This is a genomic window from Arthrobacter sp. EpRS71, from assembly GCF_001512285.1.
Lineage (GTDB): Bacteria > Actinomycetota > Actinomycetes > Actinomycetales > Micrococcaceae > Arthrobacter.
The window spans coordinates 1409431-1424106 of sequence record NZ_LNUV01000006.1 but is presented as its reverse complement, the minus strand read 5'-3'; the positions used below and the strand labels follow the sequence as shown (position 1 = coordinate 1424106).

13 protein-coding genes are annotated in these 14676 nt (G+C 62.1%); 5 read left to right on the top strand and 8 right to left on the bottom strand.

All coding sequences use genetic code 11. The annotated features are described in order from the left end of the window. Positions 1-302: 302 nt before the first annotated feature. The gene (locus AR689_RS16865) at positions 303-1766 is read right to left on the bottom strand and encodes a protein adenylyltransferase SelO (protein WP_062071976.1); all 1464 of its coding nucleotides are present in this window, start codon (positions 1764-1766) and stop codon (positions 303-305) included. Positions 1767-2188: 422 nt separating this feature from the next. On the opposite strand from AR689_RS16865, the gene AR689_RS16860 reads away from it, so the two are divergent. Then, entirely contained in the window at positions 2189-2638 is a 450-nt protein-coding gene (locus tag AR689_RS16860; protein WP_062071974.1) for a hypothetical protein, read from the top strand. A 43-nt stretch (positions 2639-2681) separates the two neighbouring features. Here AR689_RS16860 and AR689_RS16855 read toward each other — a convergent pair whose 3' ends face one another. From AR689_RS16855 to paaA, 6 genes are read right to left on the bottom strand one after another with little or no spacing between them, the layout of a single operon-like run. Continuing rightward, positions 2682-3461, bottom strand: a complete 780-nt coding sequence (locus tag AR689_RS16855) for an enoyl-CoA hydratase/isomerase family protein (protein WP_062071972.1) — start codon at positions 3459-3461, stop codon at positions 2682-2684. An 8-nt stretch (positions 3462-3469) separates the two neighbouring features. Further along, positions 3470-4675, bottom strand: coding sequence for a 1,2-phenylacetyl-CoA epoxidase subunit PaaE (gene paaE, locus AR689_RS16850; protein WP_062071971.1), 1206 nt, complete (start codon positions 4673-4675; stop codon positions 3470-3472). Between the two features lie 10 nt (positions 4676-4685). After that, complete coding sequence (gene paaD / locus AR689_RS16845; RefSeq protein WP_231745561.1) at positions 4686-5243, bottom strand: 1,2-phenylacetyl-CoA epoxidase subunit PaaD; 558 nt, start codon at positions 5241-5243, stop codon at positions 4686-4688. A gap of 5 nt (positions 5244-5248) precedes the next feature. Next, positions 5249-6169 (bottom strand): 1,2-phenylacetyl-CoA epoxidase subunit PaaC, encoded by a 921-nt coding sequence (gene paaC, locus AR689_RS16840; RefSeq protein ID WP_062071967.1) that lies wholly within the window; start codon positions 6167-6169, stop codon positions 5249-5251. Beyond that, positions 6166-6594 carry a 1,2-phenylacetyl-CoA epoxidase subunit PaaB gene (paaB, locus tag AR689_RS16835; protein ID WP_062071966.1) on the bottom strand — a complete coding sequence of 143 codons (429 nt, stop codon included), beginning with the start codon at positions 6592-6594 and terminating at the stop codon, positions 6166-6168. Before paaB ends, paaC begins: the two co-directional genes overlap by 4 nt. Then, positions 6594-7589, bottom strand: a complete 996-nt coding sequence (gene paaA / locus AR689_RS16830; protein WP_062071964.1) for a 1,2-phenylacetyl-CoA epoxidase subunit PaaA — start codon at positions 7587-7589, stop codon at positions 6594-6596. Before paaA ends, paaB begins: the two co-directional genes overlap by 1 nt. A gap of 199 nt (positions 7590-7788) precedes the next feature. Between paaA and AR689_RS16825 the strand changes: the two genes are divergently transcribed. Both AR689_RS16825 and AR689_RS16820 read left to right on the top strand, forming a co-directional pair. Next, positions 7789-8385, top strand: coding sequence for an arsenate reductase/protein-tyrosine-phosphatase family protein (locus AR689_RS16825; protein ID WP_062071962.1), 597 nt, complete (start codon positions 7789-7791; stop codon positions 8383-8385). Between the two features lie 109 nt (positions 8386-8494). Beyond that, positions 8495-9547, top strand: a complete 1053-nt coding sequence (locus AR689_RS16820) for an LCP family protein (protein ID WP_062071960.1) — start codon at positions 8495-8497, stop codon at positions 9545-9547. 27 nt (positions 9548-9574) lie between these two features. Here AR689_RS16820 and AR689_RS16815 read toward each other — a convergent pair whose 3' ends face one another. Beyond that, positions 9575-9991, bottom strand: coding sequence for a VanZ family protein (locus AR689_RS16815; RefSeq protein ID WP_062071959.1), 417 nt, complete (start codon positions 9989-9991; stop codon positions 9575-9577). Between the two features lie 284 nt (positions 9992-10275). Between AR689_RS16815 and AR689_RS16810 the strand changes: the two genes are divergently transcribed. Continuing rightward, the gene (locus tag AR689_RS16810; RefSeq protein WP_062071957.1) at positions 10276-13776 is read left to right on the top strand and encodes a hybrid sensor histidine kinase/response regulator; all 3501 of its coding nucleotides are present in this window, start codon (positions 10276-10278) and stop codon (positions 13774-13776) included. Continuing rightward, positions 13773-14675: a GGDEF domain-containing response regulator gene (locus AR689_RS16805; RefSeq protein WP_062071955.1), complete on the top strand. Its 903-nt coding sequence runs from the start codon at positions 13773-13775 to the stop codon at positions 14673-14675. Before AR689_RS16810 ends, AR689_RS16805 begins: the two co-directional genes overlap by 4 nt. Position 14676: the final 1 nt, after the last annotated feature.

Genomic DNA, 14676 nt, shown 5'->3' with positions numbered 1-14676 from the left:
ACCAAACCGGGCTACCCACACTTAACGTGATGCCCGGACAAACAAAAAGGGCATCATGAGTGAACTTCAAATAGGCGACAACCTGCCAGTGGACCTTCTAAGTTTCAGGGCAGCAGAATGCCTCGTTTCAACAAACACATCCGGCGCCGAAGATATTTGCGTTCTGGATGCAGGCCACACTGGCAATCATGTCTCGGCGGGCGCAGACATGGTGGTTCGGGCCGCCTGGAGCTAGACCCAACAGCTGCAGGGCTGGCGACCCCGCATGACTGAGTCGCCAGCCCTGCAGCAGTGCGCCAGCCCTATGTCCCGCAGAAAGTCCGGTACGGGCCGAAGCTCTCCGGTGCAGGCTCGGCATACTTTTCCAAACCGGGACGTTCTCTGTATGGGTCAGATACTGCAGCCAGCAGCTGCTCCGTTGGGCCAGTGTCCCCCGCAGTTGCGGCAGCAAGGGCTTCCTCCACCAAGTGGTTGCGTGGAATGTAAATCGGGTTGACCCGGTCCATGGCATCAGCATCCGGGGCGGCTTCCCGCCACCGTTCCAACCATGAATCGAACGCGGCCAGATCCAGGATCTGACGGCGTGCACGCTCAGCTTCCCCTCGCGCCGCTTTGCCAAGGCTCCGGAAGAACGAGGTGTAGTCCGCGCGCGCCTCCTGAACCAGCTGAAGGAGGTCATCCACCAAAGGTGAGGCAACGGCGTCGTCAATTTCCTCAGGCAACCCCAACTTTGCTTTCATGCCGCTGAACCAGGTGGCGCTGTACTCCTCGCGGAATCCGTTGAGGGCCTCAACGGCAAGTGCCACCGACTGCTCCTCGTCTTCGTGGATCAACACGGCTATTGATTCGGCGAAACGGGCGAGGTTCCACTCCGCTATCAACGGCTGGTTGCGGTAGGCGTAACGTCCCATTTCATCAATGGAGCTATACACCGCACCAGGATCAAAACCCTCCATGAAGGCGCAAGGACCGTAATCGATGGTCTCGCCGGACACTGTCATGTTGTCCGTGTTCATGACTCCGTGAACGAATCCAACCAGCATCCACTGCGCCAGAAGTTTCGCCTGGACCGAAATGACGCCCTTCAGGAGTGCAAGGTAACGGTTGCCTTCACCGGCCGACGACGGGTGGTGGCGTTCGATCGCATGATCAGCCAGGCGCCGGAGCAGATCCAGTTCATTGCTGGCCCTGGCATATTGGAAGCTTCCCACCCTGATGTGACTGCTGGCCACGCGCGTCAGGACTGCACCCGGCAGGAGAGTTTCCCTCTGAACCTGGCGTCCTGTTGCCACAACCGCAAGGGAGCGCGTGGTGGGAATGTTCAGCGCGTACATCGACTCACTCACGATGTATTCACGCAGCATGGGACCCACCGCAGCCAGACCATCCCCGTTCCGGGCAAACGGCGTCCGACCCGAGCCTTTGAGATGAACGTCAAGGAGCTTCCCGTCAGCGCCTGCAACCTCACCCAGCAGGAGCGCGCGCCCATCACCCAAACGCGGTGAATAAAAACCGAACTGGTGACCCGAATACCCCTGAGCCACCGGTGTCGCTTCCTCCGGCACGGCATTACCGATCAGCAGCCGCACGCCCTCCGGGCTCCGCAGAAAGTCAGGATCAAAACCAAGCTCGACGGCGAGTGGCTGGTTGAGCACCAGCAGCTGCGGGTCCGGGGCTTCCTCCGCCCGCCACGGAATGGCCATCTCCGGGAGCACCCGGGCGAAACGTCCCTCGAAGGCGACCGTGGAATGCGCGACTTCACTCATCTCTCAAGGATATAGATGCTGTTCCCGGCGCGAAATGATGGTCCATCCCCGGCTACCATGTGAACCACTGCCGTTTGGCGGGAGATCCATTGGGGGCGGTTTCCGCCAAAAAGTTAGGCAATACGTGGGGTCATTTGCGCAAGCGCGCCGATTTACAGCAACAAGGAGTTGGGCCGTTGGGCTCGCAGCTACGTCATTGCTCGCGTTTTTGCTCGCGATGGCCCTCTTTTTCAGCAGCGCCTACCACCTGCAGTGGTTCGGCCCCGCCCGTTTCATACTGACTGGGCCAAGACCTCACCATCGCAGGCCTATGTCCTGTCGTGTCTGGTGAAGGAACGTCGAGTTGAATGGGGTGTCGGGGTGGCATCCGGTCACTGGCTCAGCATCAACGCAGCGAAATTCGACGACGGGAGCAACACAACATGAAGAAGTACCTCACAGCGGTGGCATCGTTTGCAGCGGCCACCCTTATTTTGAGCGGATGCGCCCAAGGACACGACAACGCCAAAGCCAGTGACCTCGGAACTACCTTCGCCTACTCATTGGCAGGCCACAACGGCAAATTTTGCGACCACCTGGACAGCTCCAGTGAACAAACCGTGGACGAGTGCAAGAAAAGCGAAGCAGAAGCTGCTGCAAAGCAGCAGGCCGACCAAGAGCCAATCATGTGGGTTCCCAAGATCTACCAACTCATCCCGGGGAAAGAAGACGTGCTTGGGATAGTGCTGGAGTTCAACCGGGCAGGAAACCAAGAGTTTGTTGTCATTGAAGCCATACGGCGGGGAAGCGAGTACAAGATCCTGCGCTGGGCCTATCCGGATAAGGCCGACTACAAAACCGACCGTGCCATCACCAACACCTTTGGTTGGTGAGTCGGCGCACGATCAATGTTTGGATCTCATGCGGGTTAGGACACTAGCCCTTGAAAACCGGCGCCCGTTTCTCCTGGAACGCACGGAAACCCTCAGCGTAGTCCTCGGTTTTGCACAGCCGCGCCTGCTCCGAGTTTTCCTCGGCCATGGAAGCCCACAGGCCCAAGCGTTGATCGCGAATGTGGGCCACGAGTTCCTTCGAAGCCTTGAAGGCTTCGGTGGCACCGACGGCAACACGGGAAACGATGGCCCGCGTCTCCTCCAGCAAAACATCCGCCGGCATCGCCCTGCTGAACATCCCCTGCGCCACAGCTTCGGCGCCGGTCATGAGGTCAGCGGTGTAGATCAGGTCCAGCGTGCGGTGCATACCCAGACGTTCCGTAAAGTACCAGTGCCCGCCCGAGTCCAGCGTGGCCCCCAGCTTGGCAAAGGGTGAACCGAACTTGGCGTTGTCCGCCACATACACAACGTCCGTGGCCAACAGCAATCCCAGCCCGACCCCCAAACAAGCACCGTGAGCGGCGGCAAAAGTGGGCGCCGGGAACGCAGCCATCTTCTTCAGCAGCGGCTCCACGAGTCCGCCGAGGTAGGCCTGGGCATCATCAGTTTCCGGTGTCACACCTGATATGTCGCGGCCTGCACAGAAGGCGCGGCCTTCTCCGCGAAGCAGCAGCGCCCGCACCTCACCGCGGGAGGCGGCGGCAGCAGCGTCGTCGTACGCTTTGTCCAGCTGGGCAAGCGCGTCCTCGTCCAGCGAGTTCAGCTTGTCCGGGTAGTTGAGGACGATTTCGGCAATGCCGTTGGCAAGGGAAAGCTCGATCATGGGACTCCTTAGACGTCGAAGTCGACGGTAACTTCTTCGCTGGTGGGGTGGGACTGGCAGGTGAGGACGTAGCCCTTATCCAGCTCGTCCTGTTCAAGGGCGTAGTTCTCATCCATGGTCACCGTACCGGTGATCAGCTTGGCTCGGCAGGTGCCACAGACACCGCCGGCGCACGCGAACGGAACGTCCGGCCGGACGCGCAACGCCGCGTTGAGGATGGACTCGCGGGCGTGGGTGGGGCTGGCAACATCGCCGGTCAACCCGTCCAGGGTGAAGGTGATCTTGTACGTGTCCTGCGATTCGTCTGTCACAACAGGACGGCCGGCGTTGCCCTCGGGACGGTCCGGACGGCCAGTGGTGAACAACTCAAAGCGCACGTGCTCAGGCTCCACGCCGCGGGCAGCGAGGGTGTCACGGCACAACTGGACCAGCTCGAACGGCCCGCACAGGAACCACTCGTCCACATCCTCGGAACGGATGGCACTGCTGAGCAACGCCTGCAGTTTCTCGGAATCAATACGCCCGGTCATCAGGGGCGCAATGCGCTGCTCCCGGGACAACACGTGGTGCAACGCCAGGCGTGACGGGTACTTGTCCTTCAGGTCCGCCAGCTCTTCAAGGAACATGACGTCCATGGCAGCTTTGTTGGCGTACACAAGATCGAACGTGGTCTCCGGATTGGCTGCCAGCAGCGTCCGCGCAATGGCGATGACCGGTGTGATGCCCGATCCCGCCGCGATCGCCACGAAGTTACCCGGCTCCCCCGCCAGCTCCTCCGGGTGGTTCATGGAGTTCATGACGTTGTGCTGGACTGACGCGCCGTCCTTGCCGTGCCGCGAAATGAAGGCACCCTGCGGGCTCATGACATCCAGGACGTCGCCGGCCTTGAGGTCGGCGTTGGCCCAGGTGGAGAAGAGGCCGCCCAGATCCTTTTTGATGGCCACACGAATCTCGCTGCTGCCGTCCTCGAAGCTGCGCGGCTCTGCGCAAATCGAGTAACTGCGGCGGACCTCGTGCGGCTCTCCCTGCTCATCCGGCAACGTGGTGCGAAGGGCCACGTATTGGCCGGGTAGGTAGTCGTACTGACCGGCAAGCTCGGCCGGAACACCAAACGTGACCTCAATGGCATCGTCCGTCAGGCGCCGGACTTCAGAGACGGTCAGGTTATGGAAAGACGCACGACGGCGGCTGGCCGTCTGTGTTTCGGTGGTCATGGCTGCTTCCTTAGAGGACTTTGAAGTAGTCGAACGGTTCCTTGCAGTCCTGGCAGACGAACAACGCCTTGCAGGATGTGGAACCAAAGCGAGTGAGTTCCTTGGTGTTCAACGAGTTGCACTGGGGACACTTGACGGCGAGGCTCAGGCGCACAGGACCGGAGTGGCCACCTGCGGCAGCCGTGCCACTGGGCGGAGCGATCCCGTACTCCTCCAACTTGGCCTTGCCGGACTCGGTCATCCAGTCAGTGGTCCACGCCGGAGACAACACCAGGTTGACGTGCACACTCGCGTAGCCCTCTTTCACGAAGGCCGTCCGCAGATCGTCACCAATGGCGTCCATCGCCGGGCACCCCGAGTACGTGGGCGTGATGGTGACCTCGACGGCGGTACTTGAGGCGCCGCCGTCGTGCTGGCCTGCCGCTTGCGTCGGGAAGACGCGAACGCCGCGCAGGATACCCAGGTCCTCAATGGTGAGGACAGGGATCTCCGGATCACAGACCGTGGACGCGATGTCCCAGGCCCGCTGCTCAGCGGTCATTTCCTGCGTCCGTGACTGCGTCGCCATGCTGGTCACCAGCTCGCGCCCGGGTGTTCGCGGGCCAGAACCTGCATCTCAGCGAGGATGTAACCCAGGAACTCGGAGTGCTTTCCGCGCCGGCCGCCGCCCAAGGACTGCGGGACGCCGGGGATTTCCAGCTCGGCCTCAGCCATGATGTCACCGGTGAGGCGATCGAATTCCGTGCGGAGGCTGGACGGTTGAACAGTGACTCCGGCCGCTGCCAGGCGGGTGGTGAGTTCATCGTCCTCAAAGAGCTCTTCCACATACGGCCACACGAGCTTGAAGCCCTGGATGATGCGTGCGCGGGACTCATCCGTGCCGCCAGCCAGTCGAAGCACCCACTGTGCGCTGTGGTCGCGGTGGTAATCCACTTCCTTCACAGCCTTCGCGGAGATGGCTGCGATGGTGGCGTCAGTGGACTCCATGAGCTGGGTGTAGAGCTGGTACTGGTAGAAGCTCACAATGAACTGCCGGGCAATGGTTGCCGCGAAGTCGCCATTGGGCTGCTCAAACAGGTGTGCGGAACGGAACTCGTGCTCGCGGCGGAAGTACGCGAGGTCATCCTCGGACTTGCCCCAGGCTGCGCCCGCGTACGTGAGGAACGACCTCGCGTGGCCCAGCTGGTCCAGTGCGATGTTGCCGAGGGCGATGTCTTCTTCGAGTTCCGGTGCCCGGGAAATCCAGTAGCCCAAGCGCTGGGCGAGGATCAGGCCGTCATCACCGATGCGCAGGGCGAACTCTGCAACGTCCTCGGTGGGCTTGACCTGCCCTCTTTGGATCTCGAGCGCGATGTCCTCCGGACGCAACGCATTACCCGGGGTGATGCGGGTAGCGCTGGCCGAGCCATCGCCGGATGCCCCGGCGCCGTGGACGCCCACGGAGATGTCGCCATGACCATCGATGGCGAAGTCGGTGTCGTTGGTGTTTGTCACAGGTGCTTCACGCCTTCGCTCTTGGTGTAATACGTCGCGTGGCGGTAATCCTTGCCCTGCGGGGACTCGAAGAAGGAACCCTTGGAGTCCGGATCGCTGGAGGAAATGGCCTCGGCCGGAACCACCCAGATGGACACGCCTTCATTGCGGCGCGTGTAAAGATCGCGGGCGTTCCGGAGGGCCATGGCCGCATCCGGGGCGTGCAGGGAACCGGCATGCACGTGCGACAGGCCGCGGCTGGACCGGACAAAGACCTCCCACAGGGACCACGGGGTTTCTTCCGTGGCACCATGCGAGGTGACGGCCGGGCCCGAGGCAGGTTTCGTCGTCGTGCTTTCGTTGGTGGTGGCCGCAACCTTGGGGGCTTCGCGGTTGATTTCGCTGGCGGCGCTGGCCGGTGCTTCCGGGTTACCGTGAGGAGCCATTATGCTGCGTTCTCTTTCTGTGCTTGCTTGCGGGCGTAGGCCACTGCGGCTTCGCGCACCCAGGCACCACTTTCGTGGGCCTCACGGCGGCGCTCGACGCGCTGCGAGTTGCAGGGGCCGCGGCCTGCCAGGACTTCCTTGAACTCGTTCCAGTCCAAGGGTCCGTGCTCCCACTTCTTGGTTTCTTCGTTGAAACGGATGTCCTTATCAGGCAGGGTCAGGCCGAGGACACGGACCTGCTCCACCATCATTCCCACGAACCGGCTGCGCAGCTCGTCATTGCTGAAGCGCTTGATGTTCCAGGCCATGGACTGCTTGGAGTTGGGTGAATCGTCATCCGGCGGGCCGAACATCATCAGCGACGGCGCGTACCAGCGGTTCACTGCATCCTGGGCCATCTGCTTCTGTGCAGGCGTGCCGTTGGAGAGTTCCAGCAGAATCTCGAAACCCTGGCGCTGGTGGAACGACTCTTCCTTGCAGATGCGCACCATTGCGCGACCGTAAGGGCCATACGAGGCACGGCACAGGGGCACTTGGTTGCAGATGGCAGCGCCATCAACAAGCCAGCCAATGGCTCCCATGTCAGCCCAGGAGATGGTGGGGTAGTTGAAGATGGACGAGTACCGGGCTTTGCCGGCGATCAGATCTTCCATCATCTGGTCCCGGGACTGGCCCAGGGTCTCAGCGGCCGAGTACAGGTACAGGCCGTGACCGGCCTCGTCCTGAACCTTGGCCATGAGGATTGACTTGCGCTTCAAGCTCGGGGCCCTGGTGATCCAGTTGGCTTCCGGCTGCATGCCAATGATTTCCGAGTGGGCGTGCTGCGAGATCTGGCGCAGCAAAGTCTTGCGGTAAGCCGCCGGCATCCAGTCGCGCGGTTCGATGCGCGAGTCCTCCGAAATGATGCGATCAAAATACGCCTGTCCGGCTGCCTCCCGCTCCTGCTCTTCCGGGGACAGCTCAGCGGGCACTGACTGCAGATTCTGCGATGCCATGGTTGCTCCTAATAAATTACCGACCGTTCGTTCAGAATATGCGGAGCAGGTGATCTCAGTCAAGCGTTCCATCCAAGGTGGCACCGATGATTGGACCCATTAACGTTGCCCTGCAGTGGTGACAAGATCCCCGCTTCCGGCCGTGTTAACTTGGGGTGGGACCTCAGTTGTCCCCCTCACCGCCAGAAAAGAGCCTTACGTGGAATCGCCCCAGCCCTTCAGGATTCTTACCGTCTGCACAGGGAACATCTGCCGCTCCCCCGTGGCCGAACGGTTGCTGCAGACAGGGCTGAACCAAGTAAGCCCCGGATCCTTTGAGGTGCGCAGCGCCGGAACGCGGGCCATGGTGGGAGCGCCCATCCAACCGCTATCGGCGCACATCATCAGCACCTTCCGCGGCAGCCCGGACGGCTTCGCGGCCAGGCAACTAACCCCGCAGATCCTCAAGGAAACGGACCTGGTGCTGGCCATGACGTCCAAGCACCGCGGCGAAGTACTCCAAATGGAAGCGTCCCTGTTGAAGCGCACCTTCACAGTGCGGGAATTCGCGCGGATGCTATCCGTGCTGGAGAACCGCGGCGATGCCGCCCCTGCCGGTGACATCACGGAGTTGTGGCGCGCACTGCCCACCCGTGCGGCCTCCGTCCGCCACCTCGCAGTGCCATCCGATCCTGCTGACAACGACGTAGTAGATCCCTACCGACGAGCAGAAGAGGTCTACCGCCAGATGGAGGATGAGTTGGCCCCGGCCATCCTGGCCATCCTCCGTTTCGCACGCCTGACGGCGCCGGCCTAGATCACCTGGCATGGATCAAACGGATCAGCAATAGGTTTGCCCCTTCTCCGCCACAGTAGGTTGAGCCAAGCCGAACGCCCTCGCTGCTGCCGCCAACACCAAGGAACCTATGACGCTCCCGACGCCCTCCGTTGAACCGGCTTCCCACCGTCAAAAGAACCGCAAAAAGACTACCCGGAACGTGCTGCTCGGATTCGCGGCCGCGGTGCTTGTGGTTGGCCTTATTGCCGGGGCGTATCTCTTCAACTTGGCACAAACCTTCAACTCCGGCTCCACCAAAATAGAGAACGCTTTTCCGGCAGAATCCACCCGGCCGCAAAAAGCCGAGGGCAATACGGCAATGAACATACTGGTGATGGGCAGCGATAGCCGCGGCGCAGACGTGGATGTGGAGACAAATGCCTCAACTGACCAACGCGCGGACACCCTGATGCTTTTGCATCTTCCCGCCGACAGGAAAAAGGCGTACGCAATGTCCTTGATGCGGGACCTCTGGGTAGACATACCCGGAAAGGGAGCATCAAAAATCAACGCCGCCCTTGCCTACGGCGGTGTCCCGCTGATGGTTCAGACCGTCGAGTCGCTCTTTGATCAGCGCATCGACCACGTGGCAATGATCGACTTCGAAGGTTTCAAGGGACTCACTGACGCCTTGGGCGGCGTGGAGGTGGACGTCAAGATTCCGTTCACGCCCAGTTCAGGACCCATGGCCGGGCAGGAATATGAGGCAGGCAAGCAGACTTTCGACGGCGATGAAGCCCTCGCCTTTGTTCGCGAGCGCCGGGCGTTCAGCGATGGCGACTACCAGCGCGTTCGAAACCAACAGGCATACCTCAAATCCATGATGGGCAAGATCATTGCCCGTGAAACCCTCACTAACCCGGTGACAATCAGCAACATGGTCTCGGCGGTGTCCCCGTTCGTGAGCGTGGACAAGAACTTTGATGCTGCCGCGATCGGCAGTCTTTCCCTGTCCATGAAAGATGTCCGCGCCCAAGACACCATAATGTTCACCCTCCCCACCCTGGGCACGGGAACCTCAACGGATGGGCAGTCAATCGTCCTGGCTGACACCACGGCGATCGCTGACATCGCAGCCGCACTCTCCAAGGACCAGTTGGGCACGTACGTCACGGCGCATGCCCTCGACAAAGGACAGTGAGCGTCAGCCGTTGCAGCTTGGCAGGGCCTAGCCCGCGGAAGCGAGCTTCCTAGCTAGCACAAGGCCCGCCAAAGCCCCCAAGGTGTTGGCCACGACGTCCGATAAGGCAGTCACCCTGCCAGGTATCAGCAGCTGAAGAATTTCGATGGCCCCGGACGATACAGCGGCCAGAAGGGCCACCGGCCACAAGTTCAGTGTTGGTTTCAGCAGACGGACGAATGCGCCAAAGGGTACAAACATGACGATATTCGCCATGAATTCCACTCCGATGGCGGCGGCCTCCTGTGGAAGGCCGAGAACGGACAGCCAGCCTGCAATGACCCCGACAAAGCCTGTGACCGTGCTGGCTTCACGCGCAGGCAGGAAGACGACGAAGGCGAGCGCAACCAGATACGCGATGAAAAGCGCCTTGAGCCACCATGTGGCGTACTGCCGAGCAAGCACCTCTGGCCTTTCTTGGCGCTCCAGCGCCGTGCAATGAACTACACCAACTATAGGAGTGAACAGGGCGCCGCCCTGGTGGACCCACACATATGGGCTAAGGCTGCCCTGGAGCCCGCTGCGGGGAGCCCGCCACTCAGCCCACGATTGGCGGACGGCCTATGACTTCAGCCGTCAAAAGCGTGTGATCCACCCCTCACCAGCGCTTTTCGGCGTATGCTCTCCTCAGCGCAGACTAGCGGCGTTGTTCGCTTTAGGGTAAGGCCACCTGTGAAGGCGGGGGTTCAGTGGCACAAGTTAAGCACGGGGTTTCTCCAATGCGCTGGTCCACGCGGCAGGTTTTTCCGCTCTTCCTGGTTCCGGTTGGGGTCTGTTTGGTTCTGCTGGTTTTCGGTCTGACGAGCGGAGCAGGAACCTCGACGGCGCAACTCGCCGGCGACCTGGCGATCCTTCTCGCTGCACTCACCGCGCTGACCACCCACGCCCTCGCTGCCCGGAGACGCCGGGACAACAATTCCGGCCGCTGGTTCATCGTGGCGGGCTTGGCCATCTGGAGCGCCGGGCAAACGGTGTGGACCATCAACGGCATCACCTTGGACCACCAGTACCCGTTCCCGTCCTTCGCGGACGTCGGCTTTGTTTGGTACGCGCTGCCCACCTCCATCGGTTTGGTGTTGCTCTTGAAAGGCCAAGGGCGGCCCATTCCGCTGCGCCGCACCATCTTGGACGCAGGAGTGGTGGCCAGCTCCACTTTCTTCATTGCATGGAGTTCCGTACTGGGCCCCCTGGCAGAGGCCACCGATCAGGATGCTTTTGCCCATGCAACGCAGATGGCTTACCCCATCGCTGACGTCCTCATGGTTTCCGTAGTGATCGTCCTGACCATGCGCGCGGCCCGTGGGCGTCGGCTGCCTTGGTTGAGCCTGGGCGTCGGCTTCTGGATCCTCGCCGTTACGGACCTGGCCTATATGAGCTTGACGCTCCAAGGCGTGGGGGGAGTCACGGGATCCCCTTTGGCCCTGGGGTGGGTGTTTGCCTTCCTGCTGGTGGGGCTTAGTCCTCTGCTTCCGGAAGCGGGCACCACACAGAAGGACGGTCGCGCCTATGCGGCCGCCCTCGAGCTGCTCCCCTACCTGCCCGTGTTCAGTGCCGTGTTCTTCTCGCGCTCCCGTCCCATCGGGGAGGACCGGGTCCTGCTGATCACCGGGCTTGTGGTGGTGGTGTTTGTGATCGTGCGGCAGGTGCTGATCGTCGTCGAGAATGTGACACTGACCCGTGATCTTGAGTCGAAGGTGGCTCAACGCACTGCCGAACTTGAGGGCCTGGGAGCGATCGTCAACTCCTCGGGGGACGCCATCATCGGCGAGACCCCCGACGGTGTGATCACCAGCTGGAACCCTGGAGCGGAGCGCATCTTCGGCTACCCGGCTGCGGAAGCCATCGGGCGGAAGGGCGATTTCTTCGTACCGCAGGACCTGCTGGCGAACGAACGCCTCGCCTTGGAAAACACTGCGCAAAGCGGCGAGGTGCAGAACTACGAAAGCCAGCGGCGCCGCAACGACGGCGAGGTTATTCCTGTGTCCGTGACGTTATCTCCAGTGCGGGGTGAATCCGGCATCCGCGGCGTAGCCACCATCTCCCGGGACATCACCGAACGCAAAGCTGCAGAGAAGGAACTCCTGACAGCCCGCGAGGCTGCGTTGGAGGCCAGCCGCCTCAAGTCCGAGTTCCTGGCCACCATGAGCCATGAGATCCGGACCCCGCTCAACGCGGTGATCGGCCTGACCTCGCTCATGATGGACACACAGCTCAGCGAGGGTCAACGGCAGTACGCCCAAGGCGTCAAAGGCGCCGGTGAGGTCCTGCTGACCCTGATCAACGACATCCTTGACTTCTCCAAGCTTGAAGCCGGGAAAGTGGACCTGGACGTCAACGTCTTCGACCCCCGGGCGCTGGTGGAAGAAGTAGCGGGACTGGTGGTGGAAGCCGCGCAGGGGAAGAACCTGGAGCTCATCTCCTACTGCCACCCGGACGTTCCGGCCCGCCTGATGGGCGACGCCGGCCGCATCCGGCAAATTCTGCTGAACCTGTCATCCAATGCCGTCAAGTTCACTCCCTCCGGCGAAGTGGAAGTCCAGGTCTCCGTCGTGGCGCAAGATCCGAACACAGCTTCACTGCGCTTCGAGGTAAGAGACACCGGCATTGGCATCAGCGCCGAGAATCATCAGAGGCTCTTCGAATCCTTCGCCCAGGCAGATGCCTCCACCACCCGCCGCTACGGTGGAACCGGGCTGGGCTTGGCCATCTCCCGGCGCCTCACGGAAGTCATGGGTGGCACAATCGGCGTGGATAGTGAGCCTGGAGCGGGCAGCCGGTTCTGGTTTGACCTTGACCTGCCTGTTGGCCCGGCCGCCTCGGACATGGAATCCTTGCCAGCCACGTTGGCGGGACGCCGGGTGCTGGTGGTGGACGACAATGCAACCAACCGCCTGGTGCTGGAAACACAACTGGCCAGTTGGGGCATGCTGCCCGTCTCAGTTGCCGACGCCGCCTCCGCACTGGACGAATACCGTGCCGCGACCCGATCAAGTCACCCTTACGACATCGCCGTGGTGGACATGTGCATGCCAGACACCGACGGGCTCCAACTTGCCCGCAACATCAAGGACGACGCCAACGGCTCCGGCGGCCCGGGGATCATCCTGCTGACCTCCACCATGCAGGTGGAAAGGAGCGACCTCACCTCCGCCGGAATCCGCGAATACCTGACCAAACCCGTCCGCAGCTCCGAACTCTACAACCGTCTTCTGCGGGTGCTGGCCACCAAGACCGCCGGCGCACCTACCCCGCCGGCGCTTGCCTTCCGAGACGAAAAGGCGGAACCTGTGCCCCGGCTCGGGAAGCTGCTGGTGGCCGAGGACAACGAAGTGAACCAGCTGGTGGCCCGCGGAATGGCCAACCGACTCGGCTACGAGGTGCACATTGTGGACGACGGGGAACAAGCCGTCTCCGCTGCCCTGTCCGGCACTTACGCAGCGGTCCTCATGGACTGCCATATGCCCGTCATGGACGGCTTCGACGCAACCCGGGCCATCCGTACCCGCAACGGCCATTCAGCAAGGATCCCCATCATCGCCATGACGGCCGGGGCCTTGGACGAAGACCGCGAGCGCTGCTTCGCTGCGGGAATGGATGACTACATCAGCAAGCCCGTGGATCTGGCAAAACTCGCTGAAGTCCTCTCCCGTTGGGTACCGCAACAGGAGCAGGACTCGACGGCGGATGGCTGGGTGGACGCTGTTGCCGCGCCGGATGCGGGGGCGGACGCCGTTGCCGCACCGGGCGCCGGGACGGATACCGCGCAGCCGCAGGCGGAAGCACCGGCGTCGAACTCTGTTGTCCTTGACCTGGAGCGGCTGGAAGTCCTGCGCGAGCTGGGGCCCGCCGACGGTTTGGGTCTGCTGCCTGAAGCCGTCAAAGCTTTCCGGCAGGATTCCCAAGGAGCCTTGGCCACAATGCGCTCGGCGCTTGTCACCGGACAATCCGCCGCTGTGGCAGCCGCAGCCCACAAGCTCGCCGGGGCGGCTGCCAACATCGGAGCCGCTGGCGCTGCCGGCCTTTGTAAGGAACTGGAGCGGCTCGGAAACCAGACGGGAACGGACCTTGGAAACAACGGACCGCTTCTGCTGGACCAGTTGCAGGCTGAACTCCTGCGCGTGGACGCAGCACTTGAACAGACATTAACGGGGGCACACGTGCGGGAAGCACCACTACGGGGAACGTCATGAAAATCCTCATCGCCGACGACGACCAGATCTCCAGGATGATCACCAAGGCCGCCGTGGAGCAGTCCGGGCACGAGTGCATTGTGGCCGTCGACGGTGACTCGGCATGGCAGCTCTACAAGGAACACAGCCCCGAAGCTGTGGTCACTGACCTGATGATGCCCGGCCTGAACGGGTTGGATCTATGCCGCGCCATCCGGGCCGCCGAGGACGACAGCTACACCTACGTGATCCTGGTGACCTCGCACGGTTCGCGGAAAGACGTCCTGGCCGGGATGGAAGCCGGAGCTGATGACTATGTCACCAAACCCCTGGATCCATTCAGCCTGCACATCCGTCTCCTGGCGGCCCAGCGGATTACCTCCCTGCACGCGGACCTGGCCCGGTACCGCTCTGCGCTGACCGAGCAAGCACGCACGGACCCCCTGACCAAGCTGCACAACCGGTTGAAACTGGCGGAGGACCTCGGCACACTGGACCGTGACTACTGCCTGGCCATGGTGGATGTGGACAACTTCAAGAGCTATAACGACATTTACGGCCACCAGGCGGGCGACGCCGCACTGATTTCCATTGCGGCAACACTGGCAGGCGAGGTCCGGAAGTCCGATGCCGTCTACAGATTTGGCGGCGAGGAATTTCTCCTGGTCTTACGCGATCAGCAGGCGGACGACGCCCGGATTGTCTTGGAGCGTGTTCGGTCTGCCGTACAGGACTCGAGGATTGAGCATTCCGGCGATCCCGACGGGGTCCTGACCATCAGTGCGGGCATTTCCGCCTTCACCGACGGCCACCGTGCCGGAACCGAGCAACTACTGCGCGAAGCTGACTTGGCCCTCTACGCAGCAAAAGCCTCCGGCCGGAACCGGGTGTCCCTGGCCGGCGCCCTCCGCTCAGAATGAC

What these genes read in the sequence shown, in the direction of transcription:
- AR689_RS16865 (WP_062071976.1), bottom strand. Translation starts at nt 1,766, where the DNA reads ATGAGTGAAGTCGCGCATTCCACGGTCGCCTTCGAGGGACGTTTCGCC.
- AR689_RS16860 (WP_062071974.1), top strand. Translation starts at nt 2,189, where the DNA reads ATGAAGAAGTACCTCACAGCGGTGGCATCGTTTGCAGCGGCCACCCTT.
- AR689_RS16855 (WP_062071972.1), bottom strand. Translation starts at nt 3,461, where the DNA reads ATGATCGAGCTTTCCCTTGCCAACGGCATTGCCGAAATCGTCCTCAAC.
- paaE (WP_062071971.1), bottom strand. Translation starts at nt 4,675, where the DNA reads ATGACCACCGAAACACAGACGGCCAGCCGCCGTCGTGCGTCTTTCCAT.
- paaD (WP_231745561.1), bottom strand. Translation starts at nt 5,243, where the DNA reads ATGGCGACGCAGTCACGGACGCAGGAAATGACCGCTGAGCAGCGGGCC.
- paaB (WP_062071966.1), bottom strand. Translation starts at nt 6,594, where the DNA reads ATGGCTCCTCACGGTAACCCGGAAGCACCGGCCAGCGCCGCCAGCGAA.
- paaA (WP_062071964.1), bottom strand. Translation starts at nt 7,589, where the DNA reads ATGGCATCGCAGAATCTGCAGTCAGTGCCCGCTGAGCTGTCCCCGGAA.
- AR689_RS16820 (WP_062071960.1), top strand. Translation starts at nt 8,495, where the DNA reads ATGACGCTCCCGACGCCCTCCGTTGAACCGGCTTCCCACCGTCAAAAG.
- AR689_RS16805 (WP_062071955.1), top strand. Translation starts at nt 13,773, where the DNA reads ATGAAAATCCTCATCGCCGACGACGACCAGATCTCCAGGATGATCACC.